We start from the raw sequence: 23,114 nt of genomic DNA, 5'->3' as shown, positions 1-23,114 counted from the left end.
CCTCCGTTAGTAAACGCTTATACTTCTACCTTTTGACCTTCTGATTGGGCTACAGTTGATTCATTCTGTGCCGCTAAAGCAGCTTTTTGCTCGTTTTGCTTCGCCATGCGATTTGCCATAGACAGGAATGGCAGGTAAATGCATATAGCTACTACGATTAATACGATACTTAATACTGCTCCACGCCAAGATTGTGTTACTAAGAAACCATTAATAATCGGTGGTGTCGTCCATGGAACCGCAATTGTTGCTGCAGGCACAAAACCCCATTTTGTTGCAAAGAATGCAATCGTCACATTAACCATTGGTGTTAAAATAAATGGTACAAATAAAACTGGATTTAATACAATTGGTAAACCAAATAATAATGGCTCGTTAATATTAAATAATCCAGGTGCAGCTGATAGCTTACCTACTGTATTGTACTGTTTATTTTTTCGAGCAATAATGAAGATGGCAATAATTAAGGCAATCGTTGTACCTGAACCACCCATATTAATAAATGCATCAAAGAACGGTTTATTAATAATATAGGGTGCTACTTTGCCAGCAGAAATAGCTGCAACATTCGCATCGATTGCTTGAAGATTAATGGATTGCATAAATGGCTCGATAATATTCGCGCCATGTATACCAAATGACCATAAAAACGTAGGAATGAAAGCTAAAATAAGACCAGCTACCCATGTATTTGTTAAGCCCATAAATGGCTCTTGTATTGATGAATAAAACGATCCAATAATATCTGGTACATCAAAGCCAGCCGAAATGATCGTTCGAACTAATGCAAATAATCCAATCGTAATAATTGCAGGCAGTAAAGCAGCAAAAGATTTGGATACAGCCGATGGTACTCCCGCAGGCATTTTAATTAATAGTTTAGAGTTGCCAGATAATCGCGAGAATAGCTCTGCGGAAATCAAGGCCGTTATGAGGGCAACAAATATTCCTCCCGTACCTGTCGTTAATCCCGTTAAACCACCTTCCCCAAACGTACCAAATGTCATATAACCGGCAAGTCCGATAACCCCTCCAGATAATGCATCCTTGTTATAGCTTTTTGTCAAATGGTAGGCAACGGAAAACGCTAATAATAGTGAGATGATTCCAAATGTTGCGCCCCAGACATTGCCTCCAAACTGTGTCCATGTCTCATGTTTCCAAATGGCATCGAGTGCATTTTGATAAAATTTGATAGGCAAATTATTAATAAGTACAGCCAGTGATCCTACAATCGTCAAAGGCATGATCGTAATAAATCCATCACGAATGGCAACTAAATGACGCTGATTCCCAACCTTAGCAGCAACCGGTACAAATTTTTCTTCTAAAAAACGGAACATTAATCATACACTCCCTTTGCTTTTTATTGTGACATCAAAATTTGATGTTACTCCCCTTTGATTTGTTCATATAATTCAATCATTTCCTGTGCTAGATCACGAAATGTAATAGCGTTCATTAAATGGTCTTGCGCATGAATTAATAACATCGATACTTCGACTTTTTCTCCCCTTGCTTCCTGTGATAATAAACCTGTTTGAGAATGGTGTGCTTCGATTAATGCCTCATTCGCTAATTTAATTTTTTCCTTGGCTGCGTCTATCTGTCCCTTTTTAGCCAATTGTAGAGCTTCCATGCATTCACTTTTTGTATGTCCACTATGAACAATAAGCCCCATAATGGATTCCATTAATGCTGTTTCTTCCATCCCCCTTGAGCCTCCTTTAACCTATTAATTGTAATGCTTGCTGCAAGACTTTTTCGCCATTCATCATGCCGTAATCTGCCATATTAATAACATCGATTGGGAAATCCATGTCCTTGAATTTTGTTTCAAATGAGCCCTTTAAATAGCGTACTTGAGGACCTAATAACAGCACATCAGCTTTTTTAGACGCTAGTACTTTTTCAACCTCGCCTTCTGCAATTGCATAAATATCTGCCTCAATATTTTGCTCCTGTGCAGCTTTTTGCATCTTGGATACTAATAAACTAGTACTCATACCAGCTACACACACTAACATAATATTTTTCATTTCAAACACTCCTTTTTTCATTTTCCAACAGTGTAATCGCTTACTTAATCTGAGAATAGCACCTATTGGTATATACCACAATATATTTTTTACAGTAATTTTCTTCTTATGAAAGTGTTTACAAAATTGGGCTATTGCACTTTTATAGAAAAATAAACGATTATACTTAACTGGTATAGTCCACAAAAGAATTCAAAAAAATTTTAATTTTACTGACTATTCATTCCTTAAAAATACTCATAAAACGCTGGTTTTTCAGTAGGTAATGCCCACTGCCATTGCTGGATAATCTTCTCTTCTATAGGTTGATTGGCATACATAAGAGCATCTTTTACTGACAGATAGCCAACCATCATGGCAGAAAAAAGATTAATAGGTAATGTTAACATATGCATGTCACTGATCGAATTTGTCTCAATTATTGAGACATGGCCACTTTTATTTATTTGATAAATCTGTTCATTCCAAGGGCAATACTTATCTTCAATACGGACATACAATGTTTCAGCAATATCCTTCCATGGATATTGCTTCATAAATGCATAAGCATCTACTACTCTGACCATCACATCTTGTTTAACTTCCTTTTTAAATTGTGGCTCTTCGAAATAAAAGCCAAATGGCCTATGATTGGAAGTAACCCCTTTCATACTACTGACACTCGCTGCATGTGATGTCATGTAACGCCACATAGCTTGTTCTGCTGAATAATTTGCTACGATAAAATCTTGAATTTCAAACGTACCCTGCTGGATCGTATAACGGATGTATCCTTCTAAATGATCCTCGTTAAAATAGGCAGCAAAATGACTATCAGGGCTCCTTCTTTCAATTCTTTTCCACCATGCATCATCACGGATCATGCCACCATTTTGAGCAATAGCCATTGCCTGATGAAATTCCTTGATTTTTTCGAAAAGCTTCGAGTCTGGCCATTCAAAGCTCATCCGTTTGACGACATCTAATTGCTTCCCAAAAGAAGGGAACATCGATTGTGGTATTGTGTAATATAATTTCTCAAAGAACAACTCCCATCCGAAATGACGATAGAAGGACACAGAAAATGGTGCTAACACAGAAATGGTTTGCCCATTTTCACGCATACTTTGTAGAGCTTCTGTCATCAGTTTTTTTATTATTCCCTGCTGACGATACTCAGGATAGGTAGCGACAAACCCTATGCCCCCCATCTTGTAGCTAATACCATGCACGGTCATATTGAGTGGTAGAATTAATAGCTGCCCCACTACCTTTTTGGCATCATAAGCACCTAGTGTTGCACTATGCTCAATCCAATAGTGAAAATCCTCTCTACGTGGCCCAGTATATTTATTTGGAAAACAATAATCTCTTAATTGATGGATCTGCCCATAATCGTTTGGTGAGACGATACGAATGTCCATATAACCACCCCTTTTAGAACTGAATATTCTTATAATTAAATAGCTATGAATCTGTTAAAGGAGATTCGACTGCAGTGGCTTGTAAATCAACCACTGCTAGAATCCTTAAAGCATTTCCCCTATTTCCTTTGATACCATAATATCTGTTATTGTTTGAAATAATTTTTCAACATCTGGTCCATCCGCTGATATTTCCACTACACTTCCGGGTTTAACCCCTAATGACATAACACCCATAATAGACTTTAAATTTACGGCCTTCTCTTGAAAAGTTAAGGTAATATCACTTTCGAATGGTGTAACCGCAGTGACTAGTAAGGCAGCGGGTCTTGCATGTATTCCTTCGGGTGTAGTAATTTTATACATTTTCTTCATTCATAACGCCTCCATTTTCATGTGAAATCTATTCGATCTTGATAATTGGCAATCATTATCTCATTATGTGACCAATCGGAGTCTACATTATTGCTAACAAAAATGGGCAGCTCGTTTGAAGTCTTGGCAATTTCCTCAATAACTTCGCTGAATAAAGCATTCAATAGCAGCGAACCGATAACTGTCGATGCAGGGGCATATTGCATGTTATGAGCATGTGCATGTAGAACACCATCACCAATAGGTATATGGGTGTTAATAACGAGATCTACCACTTCTTCCAGTCGTAGTCCACAATGATGACGTGTTGCCTGCTCTCTATAATCAAGTGATTGGAGAGATAGGACAAATACGTTTGCATGTTTGGCTAATAAAGCTGCATCAATCGGTGCTGCATTTCTACCAGAAGTTGAAATCACAATGCAAATATCATTTTCATGAAAGTCAAATTTCTCTTTATGTTGATCAATAATTGCTGGGTCCTTTTCGTTAATAGAAGAGGCTATGGCTCCTGCATGTAATGCTAGAGGTTCAATAAAAATCGGACGTACAGGTACTAAACCTCCCGCACGATAAAAGGCCTCCTGTGCTAATAGCTGTGAATGACCACATCCGAATAATTGGATAATCCCACCTTTTTGAAGGCGTTGCACAATAATTTGTGCCGCTTCCTTTATACAAGCAGACTCCTGCTCCTTCACAACCTGGATCAGCTTTTCAATTTCAGAAATATATGCATCCATATAATCACCTTTTTATTTCACTTATAAATTTGTAACGATCCGCACGATACGTACTACGTACAAGCTCAAATGGCCGACCGTCAGATAGATAACTCGTACGTTTAATAATTAAAACAGGCGCTGTTTGATTAATTTGCAAAAACTTTCCATCCTCTTTCGACACAATCGCTGCTTCCATTTGTTGGACGGCATTACCAATTTTCTGATGGAATTTTGCTTCGATTAATGCATATAATGAGCCCATTATTTGCTTCTCATCCAACTCTGGATATACTTTCACAGGTATATACGTTTTTTCAATCGCCATTGGCTTGGAATCAGCATTTCTTATTCGCACGACAAAAAACACTTCTTCTCCGGGCTCCATCATTAAATCCCTTGCAATATCCACTGGCGGTATAATTTTTTCAAAACGTAATACTTTACTACTCGGTTCCATTCCTCTTGCTCGCATATCCTCAGTAAAACTTGTTAAGCCTTTTAACGGTTGCTCTAATTTTGGATTGGCAACATAGGTACCTCTTCCTTTTTCTCGATATAGCAAACCGCTATTTACGAGATTGGTAATGGATTGACGGACAGTCATTCTACTAACATCAAACTGTGCAGAAAGCTCTCGTTCTGAAGGTATTGTTTCACCAATTTTGTACTCTTCTAAATAAATTCGTTGTTTAATAATCTCTTCTATTTGTATATAGATAGGTATATGAGAATTTTTCTCTAACAATTCTTGCACCTTCCTTATTGCCTCATTTATGATTTCTCAAATACAACTTTACCTCGACAAATAGTTTTTTGCACATTTAATTTTTGATCAAGCAATACAAAATCTGCATCAAAACCTTCTTTGATTCGCCCCTTCTTGGGCAACCTTAACTGCTCTGCGGCATTTGTAGAGGACATGGCGACTATTTCTTGCAGTGAACAATTTGTAACAGTCTTCATATTTTTTACTGCCTGTTCCATCGTTAAAATACTGCCAGCTAATGCACCATTTGCTAAATGAGCACCTTTTTCACTCACAGACACTGTTTGCCCGCCTAAATCATATTCGCCATACTGTAACCCTTTCGCGCGCATCGCATCCGTAATAAGAATAATGCCCTTTGCACCTTTCAAACGATAAGCCAACATGACTGATTGAGGATGACTATGCACAAAATCAACAATAAGTTCAACCTTAATCTTGTCATCTAGTAAAGCTCCACCGACTACACCAGGGTCACGATGATGAAAAGGCCGCATTTGATTGTATAAATGAGTGGCCTGATTTACTCCTAAAGCTACTGCTTTATGGACTTCATCAATTGAAGCGTCAGAGTGACCAATAGATGGAATGACCTGATAGTCTCTTAGTGCTTCAAGAAATGTAAAGCCACCCTCTATTTCTGGTGCTATCGTGATTTGTCTTATTTGATGGTTACTAATATTTTGCCAATGGGCAAATTGCTCAATCGTAGGACTAATCATGTAAGCTACTGGCTGAGCACCAGCGCGAATTTTCGAAACAAATGGACCTTCCACATGTATACCCAATACATTCGCTTCGCCTTCATAACGTTGGAATTCCGCTACATTCAATAAAGCGCTTTCAATTTTACCAACGGATTGTGTCATTGTCGTAGCAAGAAAACTTGTAACACCTTCTTGCACTAAAGAGCGAGCCATCGCATGTAAAGACTGTTGAGTAGCATCCATCGTATCATGGCCTGCTGATCCATGAATATGCATATCAATATAACCTGGGAGCAGAAGCCAATCCTGATCTGTACCATCTATATAGTGAGCTGCCTCGATATTTAAGTTACAGCCTATTTGAGCAATTTCCCCGTCCTGAATAAAGAGATCACCCTCAAATGGTTTCCCCTCAGGATTAATCATTGTGACATGGGAGATTAATAGCGTATCCTTCAAAATTTCCCCTCCAGCTAAATTTTTAAAGCTTCGATGAATTTTCACCATTTCTTATAAGGTATAGTTGTCTATACCAATTATATGCTCATTTTCCAAAAATAAAAAGCTATTTTTTCTATTTTCTAAATTTTTCATACATTATTTTGTCCTTTGAAATAGTTCCGAATATAAAAGCTAAGACACGTGAGAGGTTGATATATTCATTTGCACATAAAAAAGGAGCTTTTTTATAAGCTCCTTTTCAATCCTATGTATAGGACGAATCCCAATTGTGCCGTAATGCCAAGAAACATTCGTTTTGAACCCGCAATTTGCAGGGGGGTGCCTGCTTTGCAGCTTTAAACGTCCCGCTCCGCTAGGGGCATGTTTGCGACCACAAAATGAAGGCTCCCGATTCGATAGTGTTCGGTCAAAACTGTGAAGTAGAATTAGCAGGTAGACAAACACATCAGGATTCGTATTACAGTTATCATAGCAAAACTTTTCTGATAATTCAAACGATTTTATCTAATAATCTATAATTTCTTGAGAAAACGCAAAAAATACCTAGATTCCCAACAATTTTTGCTAGGAAATCCAGGTATTTTGCATTATAAATTATTTTCTAAAAGGTTTAATTGCCAAGCTTAACTCACTAAGTTGCTCAGAAGATACTTCACTTGGTGCCTCTGTCATTAAGCAGCTTGCACTTGCTGTTTTCGGGAAGGCAATTGTATCACGTAAATTGTGACGGCCTGCTAATAGCATCACAAAGCGATCAAGACCAAATGCAAGTCCAGCATGTGGTGGCACGCCATATTCAAATGCTTCTAATAAGAAACCAAATTGGGCTTGAGCTTCTTCTTCGGAGAAACCAAGTAATTCAAACATTTTTTCTTGTAGGTCACGTTCATAAATACGCAGTGAACCACCACCAAGCTCATAGCCGTTTAATACGATATCATATGCCTGTGCACGAACAGCTGCTGGATCTGTATCCATTAACGGAATATCCTCGTCAAACGGGCGTGTAAATGGATGGTGAGCTGCATAATAACGACCGTCCTCCTCAGAGTATTCAAATAATGGCCAGTCTGTAATCCATAGGAATGCAAATTGTGATTCGTCGATTAATTCTAAGTCTTGACCTAATTTCGTACGAAGTGCCCCTAAAGAAGCCGCTACAACGGATGCTTTATCCGCAACGAATACTAGAATATCGCCAACTTCTGCACCCATTCGTTCGATTAATGCTGCCGCTAACGCCTCATCGAAGAATTTTGCGATAGGGCCATTTAAGCCTTCCTCTGTTACCTTTAACCAAGCAAGACCTTTAGCTCCGTAAATACCCACAAACTTAGTTAGTTCATCCATGTCTTTACGAGAGTATTTGTCAGCTGCACCTTTAATATTGATACTTTTAACTTGTTTTCCTTGTGCCACTGTATCAGCGAACACTTTGAAACCACAACCTTCAAAAACATCATTTAAAGCTACTAATTCTAATCCAAAGCGTACATCTGGTTTATCAGAACCATAACGATCCATTGCTTCTTGGTATTTCATACGTTGGAATGGTGCAGGAATATCAATCCCTTTTACTTCTTTCATGACTGCTTGGATTAATCGCTCGTTCATTTCTAAAACTTCTTCTTGTGTTAAGAAGCTTGTTTCAATGTCCACCTGTGTAAACTCAGGTTGACGGTCAGCACGTAAGTCCTCATCACGGAAGCAACGTGCAATTTGAAAATACTTCTCAAAGCCAGCAACCATTAATAATTGTTTAAATAGCTGAGGTGATTGTGGTAAAGCATAAAATTCACCTTCATGGACACGTGATGGTACTAAATAGTCACGAGCACCCTCTGGCGTTGATTTTGTTAAAATCGGAGTTTCAACCTCTAGGAAGCCTTCGTTTTGTAAGAAGTTACGGATTGTACGCGTAACGTCCGAACGCATTTTGAACGTATCGAACATAACTGGACGACGTAGGTCAAGATAACGGTATTTTAAACGAAGATCTTCTGATACGTCTGTGCGATCTTCAATTTGGAATGGTGTAGTTTTTGCTGTATTAATGACGACTAAATTCGTCGCCTCCACCTCGATTTTACCGTTTGGTACATTCGGGTTGATTTGGTCCTCTGTACGTAGGATGACTGTTCCTTCTATTTCAATTACATACTCACTACGCACTTTATCCGCCAATGCATGCGCTTCTGCAACGTCTGGACTAAAGACAACTTGTGTAATACCTGTACGGTCACGTAAATCAATGAAAATTAATCCACCTAGGTCACGACGACGCTGTACCCATCCTTTTAATACGACTTTTTCGCCTTGTAACGTTTCTGAAAGCTCGTTACTAGCATGTGTTCTTGTAGCCATTGTTAAATTCCTCCAAAATATATTCAATTTATGTAGCATTTAACGAGAAATGCCATATCTTTGTTTAGGATTGTTGCGATAAATAATTGACTAACTCTGAAAATGCAACCTTGTGCTGCTCACCAGATTCCATATGTTTTACGGCAGCTGCTTGCTCTTCAAGCTCTGTTTCACCAAGAACAATTGTATACTTGGCCCCTAGACGGTCGGCTGATTTCATTTGGGCTTTCATTTTACGATCTAAATAATCCATCTCTGTTGCAAGGCCCTTTGCACGGAAAGTACTAGTTAACTCTACCGCTTTTTGCTTTGCCTCATCGCCCATGGCAATAATATAAACGTCTAATCCTGAAGCCGTATCTAATTCAACACCTTCTGCTTCAAGCGCTAATAACAAACGTTCAATACTTAAAGCGAAACCAATACCAGGTACATCTGGACCGCCAATTTCTTGCACTAGACCATTGTATCGTCCACCACCACAAAGTGTTGTAATAGCTCCGAAGCCAGATGCCGTTGACATAATTTCGAATGTCGTATGGTTGTAATAATCCAGTCCTCTTACAAGGTTTGGATCAACCTCATACGTAATGCCAAGAGTATCTAAATATGATTTCACTTGAGCAAAATAAGCAGCCGATTCCTCTGTAAGGAACTCTGTTAATGCAGGAGCTGTTTTCATTAATGGGTGCTCACGATCCACCTTACAATCTAAAATACGCAATGGGTTCTTTTGTAAACGATTTTGGCAATCTGAGCAAAATTCATGAATATGTGGCTCAAAATGTTGTAATAAAGCTGTACGGTGCGTATCACGTGTTTCTTTATCACCTAGTGAATTGATCACTAATTTTAAATCCTGTAAGCCCGCTGATTCATAGACATCCATTGCAAGCGCAATGACTTCTGCATCAATTGCAGGATCTGCTGAGCCAATTGCCTCTACACCAAATTGAACAAATTGGCGATAGCGACCAGCTTGTTGACGCTCATAGCGGAACATCGGTCCTAAATAAGACAGCTTAACAGGTTGATCTGGAGCGCCAAACATTTTATGTTCCACATACGCACGTACAACACCAGCTGTATTTTCAGGACGTAGTGTTAGTGAACGACCTCCACGATCCTCAAATGTATACATTTCTTTTTGAACAACATCCGTTGTTTCCCCTACACCACGTGCAAATAAATCAGTCTGCTCGAAAATCGGTGTGCGAATTTCGTTGTAGCGATAAACGCGACAAATATCACGAATAATTGCTTCAACCTTCTGCCATTTTTCAGATTGACCTGGCAAAATATCTTGTGTCCCTCTTGGCACTTTAAAACTCATGTAATTCCCTCCTATATTGATTGCCTATGATTGAGCCATTTTCATCGAGACTAGGCGGGTTCTACTTATGTTGAGCGAGGCTCCATCTGACCCTCCTCCAACGTAAGTGGCGGACATTCTCATATTAAGTAAACTGCCTCATTACTAGCATTCCATGTTTTTAGACAACACAAAAAGCTCCCGTCACCTTGCCTATGCAAGGGACGAGAGCTGTATAAGCTTCCGCGGTTCCACCCTAGTTGACACAAATTTTTACATGTGTCCTCCTCGTAATCGGATAACGGCCGATTCCGTTTTTTCCTACTAAGCACTGCTTTTCAGAAAAAAGCCTCTCAAGTGTTATTCACGTTATACATTTTTGTAGGAAAGATTGCAGCCTAAGTCTTTCCTTCTCTGTTCCAATAGAGGTACACGCTACTTGCTTGGTCATAAGCGATTAATCATTTTTCGATTACCCTTTATGTTAGTCACTAGCTAACCCAATGTCAACTATTTTTGTATTTTTCATAAGACAGTAACGAAAATAACAAATTCCATTACCTTTTTACCACGAATTTTTATACAAAAGCATGGTAAAATAGCACAAGGAATAGGAGGAATCTGATGAGGACAAAAATTTTACATAGTATTATCATCTTCGTACTAATAGTAACAATTGCGATTCCAAATAAGAACTTTATTCAAAATGCTTCCGCTGATACGAGTGATCTAAAAGTATCAGGCACGATTCTTCATTTACGTGAGGGTCCTGGATTGTCTTATCCAATTATTACGACTTTAGATGAAGGTGATCCTTTAACATCGATCGCTCGTGAAGGTGATTGGATACAGGTAAAAGCAGGTAGCTATGAAGGCTGGGTAGCATCCTGGCTAACTACCTCTACAAGCACTCAAAAAACCATTGATAAAACTGTTATTTCACAGGTTGACCGTTTAAATATTCGCACTGATCCAGATATTTCTTCAGCTGTTCTTGGACAGCTTTCTACGGGCAACCAAGCAAACCTCCTGGAGGAAAATAATGAATGGGCAAAAATTGATTGGAATGGACTATCCGGTTGGGTTTCTAAGGATTATGTGACGATTAACGACAGTCCTAAAAAAGAAAAAGAGCCAAAAGAGGATTCTGTAGAAGTATCTACAACCACTACACCTATTAATAAAGATACAACCTTTACTATATTGGTGGATGCACTGAATGTTCGTAAAAAACCTGATTTGAATGCAAAAAAAATTGGCACCGTGACAAAGGGACAGGCTTACAAGGTCCTTGCACATGAGCACAATTGGGTACAAATTCAGTATAATGATAAAAAAGCTGGATGGGTTTATAGTTTTTACGGCACTTTTTCAAATAAAGTAAAGAGCACATCTAAATCGTCCTCTTCAAAAGATTTAGAATCCGTTACTATTATTTATAATGGGACAAACTTACGAACTGATGCGTCAACTGCTGCTGAAGTTGTGGAGCGAGTAGACGCTGGTAAAACCTACCCTATTGTCGGCGTAAAAAATGATTTTTACGAAATTCAATTAGACAAAGAAACAGCGTTTGTTGCGAATTGGGTTGTTACAACGAGCTCCAATAAAACTTCTATCCCACAAAAGGATCAACAAGAGCCTCGTAAAAAGGGAACATTAAATGGATTAACCATTGTTGTAGATGCTGGGCATGGAGGCAATGACCATGGAACAACAGGTCAACGTGGAACAGAAGAAAAAGGGATTACTTTGAAAACAGCTACTCTCCTTGCTTCTAAGCTAAGTGCAGCGGGTGCCAATGTTGTTATGACAAGAGAGTCTGACGAGTATGTGGCATTGCGGAAGCGTGTCTCGATTGCCCATCAGTATGAGGCAGACGCTTTTATTAGTCTTCATTATGATGCTACCGATGATAGCTCTATTAACGGCTTCACATCCTATTATATGAATAGTAATCAAAAAGGGCTTGCAGAGGCAATACATGATGGACTTTCGAGTAAAATTGATTTGAGAGATCGTGGAACCCAACAAGGCAACTATTTAGTACTACGTGAGAATCGACAAAGAGCCGTGCTTATTGAGCTGGGTTACTTAAGTAATGCTAGTGAAGAGCGTGCCATCACCACGGCTAAATTCCGTGAACAGGCTACTCTTGGTATTTATCAAGGCATCTTAAATTACTTTAATGCGAATGAAGAATAATACAAAAAAGCTGTGGAATGATCATCATTTTCCACAGCTTTTTTCATGTTTTAAGAAATACCTAATGCTACTGCAGCTATTAATGCTACACATGCAATCAATGCCCAGCCAAGAATCATCTTCCAAATGAATTTAATCCACTTTTCATATGGAATACCTGCTACGGCTAAATAAGCCATTAATGCAGATGAAGTAGGAATAATGGAGTTTGTTAATGAATCTCCATACTGGAATGCTAAGACTGCTACTTGTCGTTCTAATCCTAATAAATCAGTAATCGGAATCATAATTGGCATAGTTGCTGCCGCCTGTCCACTACCAGATGAAATAAATAAATTTAACAGGGCTTGAATAAACAGCATACCGATTGCACTAATAGCATGCGGTAAATGTCCGATTGTCTCTGATGCTGCATAAACAATCGTATCTATGATTTTCCCTTGCTCTAAAACGACTGTAATAGCACGGGCAAAACCTACGATGAGAGCACCGAATGTTACAGCCTTTGCCCCATCAATAAAGGAGTCGAAAATAGTGCCAGGTTTTAAACCGCCAATTAGGCCAGCAATTAAGCCCATAATTAAAAATGAAGCCGTTAATTGTGTTAAAAACCAATCCCAATTAAAAACACCATAAATATTAAATCCAATGCCACATGCCATTACAATAAAGACTAGCTTATGTTTTCCTGTTAATGAAGGAATATCAATCGCAGATACATTGGATTTAGCCTGTTGTTCAATCTCATAAATCACACTTGCCTGCGGGTTCTTTTTCACCTTAAAAGCATAGCGAGACACATAGAAGATAGCAAAACTTAATACAAAAATATAGACAACTGCACGGAAACCAATCCCCGAGAATAAAGGTACATCTGCTAATGATTGCGCAACGCCAACCGTAAAGGGATTTAGCATTCCCCCAAAAAATCCACTGGCTGCTCCTAGTGTAATCATGGCAGTTCCTGTTACTGCATCAAAGCCCATAGCACGAGCGATTGCTACACCAATTGGTACGAAAATAATCGTTTCTTCCGCCATCCCCATTGTAAAACCACCAACAGAGAATAGAATCATAGAAAGTGGAATTAAGAGCTTTTCTCTACCCTCTAATGCTTTTACACCTTTATAAACACCAGCTTCGATAGCACCTGTCGAACGAATAATGCCAAATACACCACTAACTAAGAAAATATAGAAGATAATTTGAGCACCTTTTTCAAGGCCCATCGGTACTGCTGTAAACATTTCAAAAATGGAAACTGGATTACTGTCAATATGATGATAGCTACCATCCACAACGAGCATACGTCCTTCTGGATCTTCTACTCGGTCAAACTCACCTGCTGGAATAATATAGCTTGCAATACCTGCTAGAAAAATAATAGCAAAAATAATCGTATATGTATGAGGTACTTTCAGCCAACTCTTCTTTTTTACACGCTGTTCATTTTCCAAAATATCACCAACCTATTGATAGATTTTGACACTAGCAAACTCTATCAAAGCCCCCTTTCTGCTTTGTCGCTATATGTCGTTAATTGAAAATAAATATACATTAGTTCAAATTTATTGTAAAGTATTAATTTTCTATTATTTCAGATTTCCCATTTTGTCGTTGCCTTATAAAGCTTTCTAGGACGGCCTTGATGATAAGGGTGCTCCTCCCCTGCCAACGTAAAATAGTTCTGTTCAATTAAACGATTAATAATGCGCTCAGCAGATCTACGTGACAGATTCATATAGTCTGCTAATTCAGCAGCGGAAAAGGGGCGATTATTCGTTACCAACATGAATTGCTTCATAACGTTAATATTTTTAGCACTCATTTTCACTTTTTCAGCAATCTCTAAAATATGTCTATTATTGCTACTTAAGGCTACTTTATTATTATTTTCAAATAATGGTCCATGTAATCGATTCTGTTCATCCACCAAGCACATTATCGTAGAAGTCTCGCTATATTTGGTTGTAAAAAACAAAGCCTGTGATGAATGGGCCTCCGCCTCATGTAAAGAATAGCCATAGCCAACACCCACTCTGAAAATAGTGCCAAATTGTTGTTCATATTGTTCTTTTAGCGAGCGTAAATAAGAAGGTTCAAGCTTTTCAATTACCCCTCTTGTTGAAATAATTAAATAAGGCTCCTGCTGTGCTGGCATGACCTTTGCATGCAAACGAGCGCTTAATGTTTCTAACTTACTTTGAAATACTGGATGAAGGTGTAATAAATTTTCTTGGCAATGAATAGAGACAACGGCAATTTGCGAGGACGCCAATAATTTATGATGATACGCATCTAGGGCTCTAGTAACCGCCGCTGTAAACGTTTGTTTGCTTTCGACCATATACTTCGCAGGTATCCCTAATTGTTCAAGTTCTATAAAAACAGCATGAAGGCTAGTTAGAGCTAATTTAGTCTTTCCAGACTCGTATAACTCCTTATGATATTGAACATAATCAGCCATATTTAAATTTGCTATTTTTTCAGGTTTTTCATGGACCAATGCATAATCTTTTACATGTACATCAGTAGATGCAATTCCTGCCTCCTTCATCACTTGATAAAAGCTACTCATTTTAGGCAAATCTATCGATAATTCGCTCAATTCTACTCGTTCATGATGGTGTAGGGATAATAGCGAAAGGGCTAAAGTCAATTCATCAAAAGGAAGATATGTCGCTTGTATAGATGATGCCTTTATTTTTTCATAGCAATAGTAATAGGGAATGGAGCCAGCAAATAATACAATATCCGATTGAGATGCAGCTTCTTCAATAAAATCCACACACTGTTCAGGATGCGTATATGGAAAATGAATAAATTGTACGTGAGGAAATACTGCGAAATGCTCCTTTATATTATTCCAAAAAAACAAAGAACCTAAAATCGCTACTGTTTGCATAATTTTCAACCTCTCTAATAAATCAAATATTCTAATAATTAAGCTCATTCATTATAACGTAAATATATAAAAAAAGAACCTTCCATCATCGAAGGTTCACACATACTCATTTTTTGGTTGTCTCCAATGTAACCCACACAATTTCCTCCAACTGTATGAAGAATGGTGTACGACTAATCTCTAAAATAATATGGTCAGGTAATATTGATAATAAAATACCTTGTTGAATATTTTTTTCTGTTTGCACTACAATAGCCTGACCAACCATCATTTTAAGAGTTTCGTATAAATATGGATTGGATATACTTCCTATCTGCGCCATGTTCTTGACACTCCCTCCTATAAAACTAACCATACTCTTTAGTATATGAAGGAATGATAGGAAATGTACCATTTATTTTGACTCTAGAAGTATTGTTACTGGTCCATCATTAATAAGTGCAACATCCATCATTGCACCAAAAATGCCTGTCTCCACATGCAAACTGTGTTCCCGTAATGCTTGATTAAAAGCTTCCCACAGCGGCTCTGCTACTTCTGGTCTGGCAGCACTTGTGAAACTTGGACGATTCCCTTTTTTTGCATCCCCATATAACGTAAATTGCGAGACGGATAAAATAGCGCCACCATGCTCTAAAATAGAATGATTCATTTTTCCATCAGCATCTTCCCAAAGGCGTAAATTGGCTACTTTTTTCGCTAAGTATTCAACATCTTCCTGCGTATCTTCATGTGTAATACCAACTAGAAGAACATAGCCACTATCGATGGCTCCTGTGACAGTTCCGTCAACTGTTACAGAAGCTGTTTTACTACGCTGTAATACTACCTTCATACGTCCATAACCCCAATTCTAACTATTGCTTAATTGATAACGCGTTGCACCGAATAAATATCAGGTGTTTGTTTAATTCGCTCCACAACCTTATGCAAATGCGAAATATTTGAAATAGAGATTGTTAAATGAATTGTGGCCATTTTTTCACGATCAGCACGGCCACTTACCGCTAAAATATTTGTTTTAGTTTCACTAACAATTTGCATAATCTCATTTAAAATACCAGGTCGATCAAAAGCAGAAACCTCAATATCCACTGGGTATTCCTTTTTCTCAGGGATGACACCATGCTCCCACTCGACTTCAATTAAACGCTCCTGCTCATCCTCAATTTGAATATTAGGACAGTCTGCACGATGCACGGATACACCACGACCTTTTGTAATAAAGCCAACAATGTCATCTCCTGGAACAGGCGTACAGCAGCGCGAAAGTCGAATGAGCATATTATCAATGCCCTTCACAATGACACCTGATTCCGTACGTTTTTGTGGGATCGGATTTTTCATTTTTTGTTCGATTTTTTCTAAGGCTTCTTCCTGTTCACGCTCTTTTCGGCGTTTTTCAGCTAAGCGATTCACAACCTGTTGTGCCGTTATTCCGCTCACACCAACAGCTGCATATAAGTCCTCTTCATTTGTATAATTAAACTTATCGCATACTCGTTTTAGATTTTCAGCTGACATTGTTTCCTTTAAATCGAAATCCTGTGCACGGATTTCCTTTTCAATCATTTCTTTACCTTTTACAATATTTTCCTCACGTAAATGACGTTTGAAAAATTGCTTTATTTTATTTTTTGCCTGTGAGGATTGTGCTATTTTCAGCCAATCTCGACTTGGTCCAAAGGATTGCTTAGATGTTAAAATTTCAATGATGTCGCCCGTTTTCAACGGTGTATCAAGCGGCACCATTTTGCCATTAATTTTCGCCCCTATTGTACGATTTCCGACCTCAGAATGGACACGATAGGCGAAATCGATTGGTACTGAACCAGCAGGTAATTCAATGACATCACCTTCAGGAGTAAAGACGTACACCATATCAGAAAACAGATCAAATTTTAAGGATTCCATAAACTCTTCCGCGTTGGAAGACTCATTTTGGAATTCTAATATTTCACGGAACCATGTTAATTTTTGGTCGACATTTTGCTTTTGATGGTCAACCTTCCTACCCTCTTTATACGCCCAGTGTGCCGCAATCCCGTACTCAGCAATCTTATGCATTTCCTTTGTACGAATCTGTACCTCTAATGGATCCCCATACGGGCCAATAACGGTTGTGTGTAAAGATTGATATAGATTTTGTTTTGGCATAGCAATATAATCTTTAAAACGACCTGGCATTGGCTTCCACAACGTATGCACAATCCCTAATACGGCATAGCAATCTTTAATACTATCGACCAATACACGAATGGCTAACAAATCATAAATTTCATTAAACTGTTTCTTTTGTAGCACCATTTTTCGATAAATACTGTAAATATGCTTTGGACGTCCATATACATCTGCATCAATTTCCACTTCATTCAGCTGTGATTTCATTTCAGCCATCACATTGTCTAAATATGCCTCACGCTCATCTCGCTTTTTCTTCATCAAACTGACAATACGATAATATTGCTGTGGGTTTAAATAGCGAAGTGCTGTATCTTCAAGCTCCCATTTGACAGTCGATATTCCAAGACGATGTGCAAGCGGTGCAAAAATTTCTAATGTTTCTTTCGAAATACGTCTCTGCTTTTCGGCAGGCAAATGCTTTAGCGTACGCATATTGTGAAGACGGTCTGCTAGCTTTATTAAAATGACACGGATGTCCTGCGCCATGGCTACAAACATTTTTCGATGATTTTCTGCTTGCTGCGCCTCTTTAGATAAATACTTAATTTTCCCTAATTTTGTAACTCCGTCCACGAGTACTGCTACTTCTTCGCCAAATTCCCGTACCAAATCATCCCGCGTAAAATCTGTATCTTCGACAACATCATGTAAAAAACCTGCCGCTACAGTTTCTGGGTCCATTTGTAATTCAGCTAGAATACCCGCTACTTGTACTGGGTGAATAATATACGGTTCACCAGAGCTACGGAATTGCTCAATATGGGCATCCCTTGCTAATTCATATGCTTTTTTCACGAATGCGACATTTTCATCATTCATGTAGGATTTGACTAACTCAAAAACGTCCTCAGGAGTCAAAATTTGCTCTTTCGCCATAACATGTCCACCTTGCTCGTCAAATTTTTCAGATTAGATATAAACTTAATTGTATAAAATTTTGTAGCCCATTGTAAAGAGACTGTGTCATTTAGTTTAGTTAATCTCGTGAACAGCAGTAAAATTGGAAAAAATATTCTTCTTTTTAATAAAAAAGACCCTCTGCGACGTTATGTCACAAAGAGTCTTTGTTTCGACAAGAGAATTAGTGTAATTGATTGAAAGCTACAGCAATTTTCGCGCCCACTACTGCATTGTTTTTCACTAATGCAATGTTGGCATCAAGGCTTTTACCTTCTGTTAATTCTTTTACTTTACCTAGTAAGAATGGTGTCACGTTTTTACCTTGAATACCATTTTCTTCAGCTTCAGCTAAAGCTTTTTCAATTATATTCGTAATAAACGCATGCTCTAAAGCTTCAGCTTCAGGGATTGGGTTAGCAATAACAGCTCCACCTTTTAAACCTAATGCCCATTTCGCACTTAGCATTTCCGCAATTTCTTGTGGTGTATCAAGTTGGAAGTTTACATCAAATCCACTTTGACGTGTGTAGAATGCAGGTAATTCATCCGTACCATAACCAACTACAGGAACACCTTTTGTTTCAAGATATTCTAATGTAAGGCCGATATCTAAAATAGATTTTGCACCCGCACAAATGACAGCAACATTTGTTTGTGCTAATTCTTCTAAGTCAGCAGAAACATCCATTGTCGTTTCAGCACCACGGTGAACACCACCAATACCACCTGTTACAAAGATTTCAATACCTGCTAGCTCTGCACAGATCATTGTAGCTGCAACTGTTGTAGCTCCAAGTTTTTTTGTAGCAAGTAAGTAGCCTAGGTCACGGCGTGAAGCTTTAGCAACACCTTGTGCATTACCGAACATTTCAAGCTCTTCATCTGATAAACCAATTTTAATTTTCCCATCAATTAATGCAATTGTTGCAGGTACGGCACCATTATCGCGAATAATTTGCTCAACTTCACGAGCAGTTTGTACGTTTTGTGGGTATGGCATCCCGTGTGAAATAATCGTTGATTCTAAAGCCACGATTGGTAAGCCCTTTGCTTGTCCTGCTTTTACTTCTTCTGATAATACGATAAATTCTTTCATGTTGTTATTCCTCCATTTCACTTTTTAACAAATCTACAGATAATTCAGGTCTCACTGTATAGGGAGATGCTAAGGTATTTTTTGCATTGGTTAACCCTGCATCAAGACATGCCGCAAAGGATTGTCCTGTCAGCCAGCCGTGAATAACAGCACTAACAAAGGCATCTCCAGCACCTGTCACATCTTCAATCTTATCAATTACTTTGGCAGCAAAATGACAAGGCGCAATTGTTGTTGAAGCCGCATATACGCCCTTACTGCCAGCTGTGATAATTACATGCTCAGCACCTAATTGTAGGAGCTGTTCTAATGCTTTTTCATAATGACTCACGTTTTCAATTGTATGTCCTACAATTGTTTCTGCTTCATCCGTGTTACAAATAAACCATGTTACGCCTTGTAATGTTTCAGGTAGTCGATTCATTTTAGGCGAGGATACTGGCACAATGACCAGTGGGATATCGCGAGCAATAGCTACTTGCTGGATATAAGCCACTGTTTCTTTCGGACAATTTAAGTCCAAAATAAAGCAGCCAGCGTTCACAAGCATCGTTTCATGCTTTTTTAACAAGTTAGGCAATAATAAGTCATATACTTCCATATTGGCTACAGCTAGTGCTAGCTCGCCTTGCTCATCCATAATGGCCGTATAAGAACCAGTTGAAGCTTCTGGTAACTGCTCCACATATCGTAGATTCATAAACGATTCTGAAGCATCTTGGATTACTTGCCAATCCGCATCTTTACCAGCTGTTGTGAGCAATGTCACTTGATGGTTTAATCGGCCTAAATTTTCAGCAATATTTCGACCGACACCACCTACACTAAAGGAAGAACTAGCAGGGTTAGATGTTCCAAATTGAACATTGCCCTTCACATGGAATTTTCGGTCTAAGTTAGCTCCACCGATACAAATAATTTCATTTGCCTCGGGTAAAATATAAGCTCGACCTACTATTTTTCCTTCCTTCGTTAAACTAGACACTAAATTAGCAAGTACGGGACGAGATAAATTCATGGCATCCGCCATCTCTTGCTGAGACATAAACGGATTTTGGCGAATTAAAGCAAGCACCGCCTGTTCTCTTTCATTCATAGCATCACCTTTTATTATATTTGTTTACATTATAAACTTTTGTTTGAGTTTTGTCAAAAAAAAGTTGAACCTATCATACAGAGGTTCAACTTTTCATGTTTAGTTCGTTTGTGCTTGCTGAGAAGTTTGTTTTTTGACTATGATAACGAATAGGCTCGCCAATGCACAAAAAGCCCCTGCAAGAAAAAAAGCCCATGTATAGGAATTGAAAAATTTATAAATCAACCCACCACCATATGCAGCGACTGCCGCTCCCGCTTGATGAGAGGCAAAAATCCATCCGTAAATAATACTACTCTTTTGTACGCCAAAAGTTTGTCGGGCAATACTAATCGTAGGTGGCACTGTTGCAATCCAATCAAGGCCATAAAAGATAGTAAAAATAGTTAATAATACAAAGGAGCCCTGTGCCAAAGCATATGGGAGTAAAAGGAGGGAAGCTCCTCTTAATAGATAATACCAAAATAATAACCAACGATTATCAAAGCGATCTGATAGCCAACCAGATGCAGTAGTACCTAGTAAATTAAACACACCCATAAAAGAAAGGAGCGATGCAGCGGTTACTAATGGAATACCAAAGCTAATGCAATAAGAGACAAAATGAGTACCGATTAAACCACTCGTGGAAAGACCGCAAATGAAAAAGCTCCCTGCTAACAGCCAAAATGTTTTGACTTTAACCGCTTCTAATAAGCCATTGAAGGCCATACTAATTGGATTTTTCTTGAGCTGCACATCGGGATTTTCAAATAGCTCATCCTGTCCATAAGGTGTTAAGCCCAAATCCTGCGGTTTGTTTTTGATAAAAATAGCAATCATGATTAACATCACTATACTCAAAAGTAGAATAAAGCCGATTGCCCATCTCCATGAATAGTGGTCAATGATAATAGCAAGCACTGGCAATAAAATAAGCTGACCCGTGGCTGTACTAGCCGTTAAAATCCCTACTGCCAACCCTCTTCTTTTGACGAACCAATTATTGGCTACATAAGGACTGAGCACCGTTAAAAAGAGGCTTGCACCGAGACCAATAATTCCACCCCAAATAATGATTAATTGCCATGATTGATTCATAAAAAATGTTAAAGACATGCCTAACACTAATGTCGACATAGCACTTATCATCATTTTTTTTAAACCTATCACTTCAAGCAAAGCCGCCATAAATGGTCCAGAGATGCCATATAAAAATAAGCTGACGGCAAATGCTAGCGCAATCGTCGACCGATCCCATTGAAACTCCCTTTCTAAAGGATCAATAAACACACCCGATGATGACATCGTAATTCCAGCAACAATAATGGAGAAAAACGTGACCACTAAAATAAACCAACTGTAATGAATCCGCTTCATTATTCCACCTACTTTTCTTGTCAGAGTCACTCTAAAAGTATGTATATACATGTTTTAGAGTATATTCGTTCATTTATATGTATATACATGTATAATGATAGTAACCATTCCATTAGATAGCTGTCAATAAGTATTTTTTCGCGCTTAGGTGTATACTTAAAATTAGTAGAATCCCCTCAAAGGAGTACTGACCATGAAAAATCAACAGAATACTATCGATTACACACAAATATGTGTTTGTGCGAACCTTCGAAAAAAAACAAGGGTCGTGACGCAGTTATATGATAAATTACTTCAGCCTACCGGTTTAAAAGTGACTCAATATTCTATGCTGGCACACATCGACCTTCAACAAGCTGTTTCCATTAGTCGTTTAGGTGAAATTTTATTGCTCGACCAAACGACCGTGACACGTAATATCAATCTATTAAAGCAATATGGCTACGTCGAGTTAAAGCGTGATCCACAGGACGCTCGCACTAAAAATATAATGCTCACTGAAAAAGGGTTAGAAAAGCTGCATGAGGCTGCACCCATTTGGCAATCGATTCAAGATCAAATCATTGATGATATTGGTGTCGAAAAATATGCTGATTTCTATGATACTTTGCGAACAATGCAAAAGATCATTCAGTCCTACGATGAACAATAAAAAAGCGCCCATGTGATGGCGCTTTTTTCTATGCTCTTAATATTGAATAAGAGTTTTAATATTTAAGTCGCCCAGCTTGTCACGACCATTTAATTCTAAAAGTTCAATTAAGAAGGCACAACCTACTACTTGACCACCTAATTGTTCCACTAGACGAACAGTGGCTTCTACCGTACCGCCTGTTGCTAGTAAATCATCACAGATTAGTACCTTTTGACCAGGCTTAATCGCATCATTATGCATAGTTAATGTATCTTTGCCATATTCAAGACCATAGTCTGCACTAATAACCTCACGTGGTAATTTACCCGGTTTGCGAACAGGTGCAAAGCCGATTTCAAGGGCATAGGCAACTGGGCATCCAATAATAAAACCACGTGCTTCAGGACCCACTACAATTTCTGCGCCTAGTTCTTTTGCATATTCTACAATTTGATCTGTTGCATATTTGTATGCCGGTCCATGATCCATAATTGTAGTAATATCTCTGAATGTAATACCCTCTTTCGGCCAGTTTTCAACCGTTGTAACGTATTGCTTTAAATCCATTTTATTGCTCCTCCT

General features: G+C 38.4%; 21 protein-coding genes, 1 other RNA gene and 1 other annotated feature. Of the genes, 2 read left to right on the top strand and 20 right to left on the bottom strand.

What is annotated here, in order from left to right:
* Nucleotides 1–17: 17 nt before the first annotated feature.
* From PI85_RS04885 to hisS, 11 genes are all read right to left on the bottom strand, one after another.
* On the bottom strand, nt 18–1,343 hold the full coding sequence (locus PI85_RS04885) for a PTS sugar transporter subunit IIC (RefSeq protein WP_036119124.1): 1,326 nt from the start codon (nt 1,341–1,343) through the stop codon (nt 18–20).
* Nucleotides 1,344–1,390: 47 nt separating this feature from the next.
* On the bottom strand, nt 1,391–1,711 hold the full coding sequence (locus tag PI85_RS04880; protein WP_036119127.1) for a PTS lactose/cellobiose transporter subunit IIA: 321 nt from the start codon (nt 1,709–1,711) through the stop codon (nt 1,391–1,393).
* A 16-nt stretch (nt 1,712–1,727) separates the two neighbouring features.
* A complete protein-coding gene (locus tag PI85_RS04875; RefSeq protein WP_036119130.1) occupies nt 1,728–2,039 on the bottom strand; it encodes a PTS sugar transporter subunit IIB in 312 nt (103 codons plus the stop codon).
* 227 nt (nt 2,040–2,266) lie between these two features.
* Nucleotides 2,267–3,442 carry an enhanced intracellular survival protein Eis gene (eis, locus tag PI85_RS04870; RefSeq protein ID WP_036119133.1) on the bottom strand — a complete coding sequence of 392 codons (1,176 nt, stop codon included), beginning with the start codon at nt 3,440–3,442 and terminating at the stop codon, nt 2,267–2,269.
* Nucleotides 3,443–3,547: 105 nt separating this feature from the next.
* Nucleotides 3,548–3,817 (bottom strand): HPr family phosphocarrier protein, encoded by a 270-nt coding sequence (locus tag PI85_RS04865; protein ID WP_036119135.1) that lies wholly within the window; start codon nt 3,815–3,817, stop codon nt 3,548–3,550.
* A 17-nt stretch (nt 3,818–3,834) separates the two neighbouring features.
* Entirely contained in the window at nt 3,835–4,560 is a 726-nt protein-coding gene (locus PI85_RS04860) for a sugar isomerase domain-containing protein (protein WP_036119137.1), read from the bottom strand.
* Nucleotides 4,561–4,564: 4 nt separating this feature from the next.
* Nucleotides 4,565–5,287 (bottom strand): GntR family transcriptional regulator, encoded by a 723-nt coding sequence (locus PI85_RS04855; protein ID WP_025114380.1) that lies wholly within the window; start codon nt 5,285–5,287, stop codon nt 4,565–4,567.
* 26 nt (nt 5,288–5,313) lie between these two features.
* Nucleotides 5,314–6,522, bottom strand: coding sequence for an N-acetylglucosamine-6-phosphate deacetylase (gene nagA / locus PI85_RS04850; RefSeq protein ID WP_042737438.1), 1,209 nt, complete (start codon nt 6,520–6,522; stop codon nt 5,314–5,316).
* A 210-nt stretch (nt 6,523–6,732) separates the two neighbouring features.
* Nucleotides 6,733–6,932: non-coding RNA, 6S RNA (ssrS, locus tag PI85_RS23805), on the bottom strand.
* A 139-nt stretch (nt 6,933–7,071) separates the two neighbouring features.
* A complete protein-coding gene (gene aspS, locus PI85_RS04845; protein WP_036119141.1) occupies nt 7,072–8,841 on the bottom strand; it encodes an aspartate--tRNA ligase in 1,770 nt (589 codons plus the stop codon).
* A gap of 64 nt (nt 8,842–8,905) precedes the next feature.
* On the bottom strand, nt 8,906–10,174 hold the full coding sequence (gene hisS / locus PI85_RS04840) for a histidine--tRNA ligase (RefSeq protein ID WP_036119144.1): 1,269 nt from the start codon (nt 10,172–10,174) through the stop codon (nt 8,906–8,908).
* A 196-nt stretch (nt 10,175–10,370) separates the two neighbouring features.
* Nucleotides 10,371–10,613 (bottom strand) — a binding site (T-box leader).
* A 164-nt stretch (nt 10,614–10,777) separates the two neighbouring features.
* On the opposite strand from hisS, the gene PI85_RS04835 reads away from it, so the two are divergent.
* Nucleotides 10,778–12,358, top strand: a complete 1,581-nt coding sequence (locus tag PI85_RS04835) for an SH3 domain-containing protein (RefSeq protein WP_036119147.1) — start codon at nt 10,778–10,780, stop codon at nt 12,356–12,358.
* A 50-nt stretch (nt 12,359–12,408) separates the two neighbouring features.
* On the opposite strand, the gene PI85_RS04830 is transcribed toward PI85_RS04835, so the two are convergent.
* The 8 genes from PI85_RS04830 to PI85_RS04795 all read right to left on the bottom strand — a co-directional run bounded on the left by PI85_RS04830 (nt 12,409) and on the right by PI85_RS04795 (nt 21,898).
* Complete coding sequence (locus tag PI85_RS04830; RefSeq protein WP_036119149.1) at nt 12,409–13,815, bottom strand: YfcC family protein; 1,407 nt, start codon at nt 13,813–13,815, stop codon at nt 12,409–12,411.
* Between the two features lie 140 nt (nt 13,816–13,955).
* Nucleotides 13,956–15,263, bottom strand: a complete 1,308-nt coding sequence (locus tag PI85_RS04825; RefSeq protein ID WP_235318456.1) for a MarR family transcriptional regulator — start codon at nt 15,261–15,263, stop codon at nt 13,956–13,958.
* Between the two features lie 106 nt (nt 15,264–15,369).
* Nucleotides 15,370–15,585: a DUF2642 domain-containing protein gene (locus PI85_RS04820; protein WP_036119154.1), complete on the bottom strand. Its 216-nt coding sequence runs from the start codon at nt 15,583–15,585 to the stop codon at nt 15,370–15,372.
* A gap of 72 nt (nt 15,586–15,657) precedes the next feature.
* Nucleotides 15,658–16,098 (bottom strand): D-aminoacyl-tRNA deacylase, encoded by a 441-nt coding sequence (dtd, locus tag PI85_RS04815; protein WP_036119157.1) that lies wholly within the window; start codon nt 16,096–16,098, stop codon nt 15,658–15,660.
* Nucleotides 16,099–16,127: 29 nt separating this feature from the next.
* Nucleotides 16,128–18,323, bottom strand: coding sequence for a bifunctional (p)ppGpp synthetase/guanosine-3',5'-bis(diphosphate) 3'-pyrophosphohydrolase (locus PI85_RS04810; RefSeq protein WP_036119160.1), 2,196 nt, complete (start codon nt 18,321–18,323; stop codon nt 16,128–16,130).
* Nucleotides 18,324–18,528: 205 nt separating this feature from the next.
* The gene (locus tag PI85_RS04805; protein WP_025114648.1) at nt 18,529–19,443 is read right to left on the bottom strand and encodes a pseudouridine-5'-phosphate glycosidase; all 915 of its coding nucleotides are present in this window, start codon (nt 19,441–19,443) and stop codon (nt 18,529–18,531) included.
* Between the two features lie 4 nt (nt 19,444–19,447).
* A complete protein-coding gene (locus PI85_RS04800; protein WP_036119164.1) occupies nt 19,448–20,539 on the bottom strand; it encodes a carbohydrate kinase in 1,092 nt (363 codons plus the stop codon).
* A 99-nt stretch (nt 20,540–20,638) separates the two neighbouring features.
* The gene (locus PI85_RS04795; RefSeq protein WP_036119167.1) at nt 20,639–21,898 is read right to left on the bottom strand and encodes an MFS transporter; all 1,260 of its coding nucleotides are present in this window, start codon (nt 21,896–21,898) and stop codon (nt 20,639–20,641) included.
* A gap of 193 nt (nt 21,899–22,091) precedes the next feature.
* Between PI85_RS04795 and PI85_RS04790 the strand changes: the two genes are divergently transcribed.
* Nucleotides 22,092–22,550 (top strand): MarR family winged helix-turn-helix transcriptional regulator, encoded by a 459-nt coding sequence (locus PI85_RS04790; protein WP_036119170.1) that lies wholly within the window; start codon nt 22,092–22,094, stop codon nt 22,548–22,550.
* A gap of 36 nt (nt 22,551–22,586) precedes the next feature.
* Here PI85_RS04790 and PI85_RS04785 read toward each other — a convergent pair whose 3' ends face one another.
* Nucleotides 22,587–23,099 (bottom strand): adenine phosphoribosyltransferase, encoded by a 513-nt coding sequence (locus tag PI85_RS04785; protein ID WP_008181098.1) that lies wholly within the window; start codon nt 23,097–23,099, stop codon nt 22,587–22,589.
* Nucleotides 23,100–23,114: the final 15 nt, after the last annotated feature.

Source organism: Lysinibacillus sp. A1 (genome assembly GCF_000801965.1).
GTDB lineage: Bacteria > Bacillota > Bacilli > Bacillales_A > Planococcaceae > Lysinibacillus > Lysinibacillus fusiformis.
The sequence above is the reverse complement of the archived record's forward strand: the minus strand, read 5'-3'. Positions and strand labels throughout refer to the sequence as shown.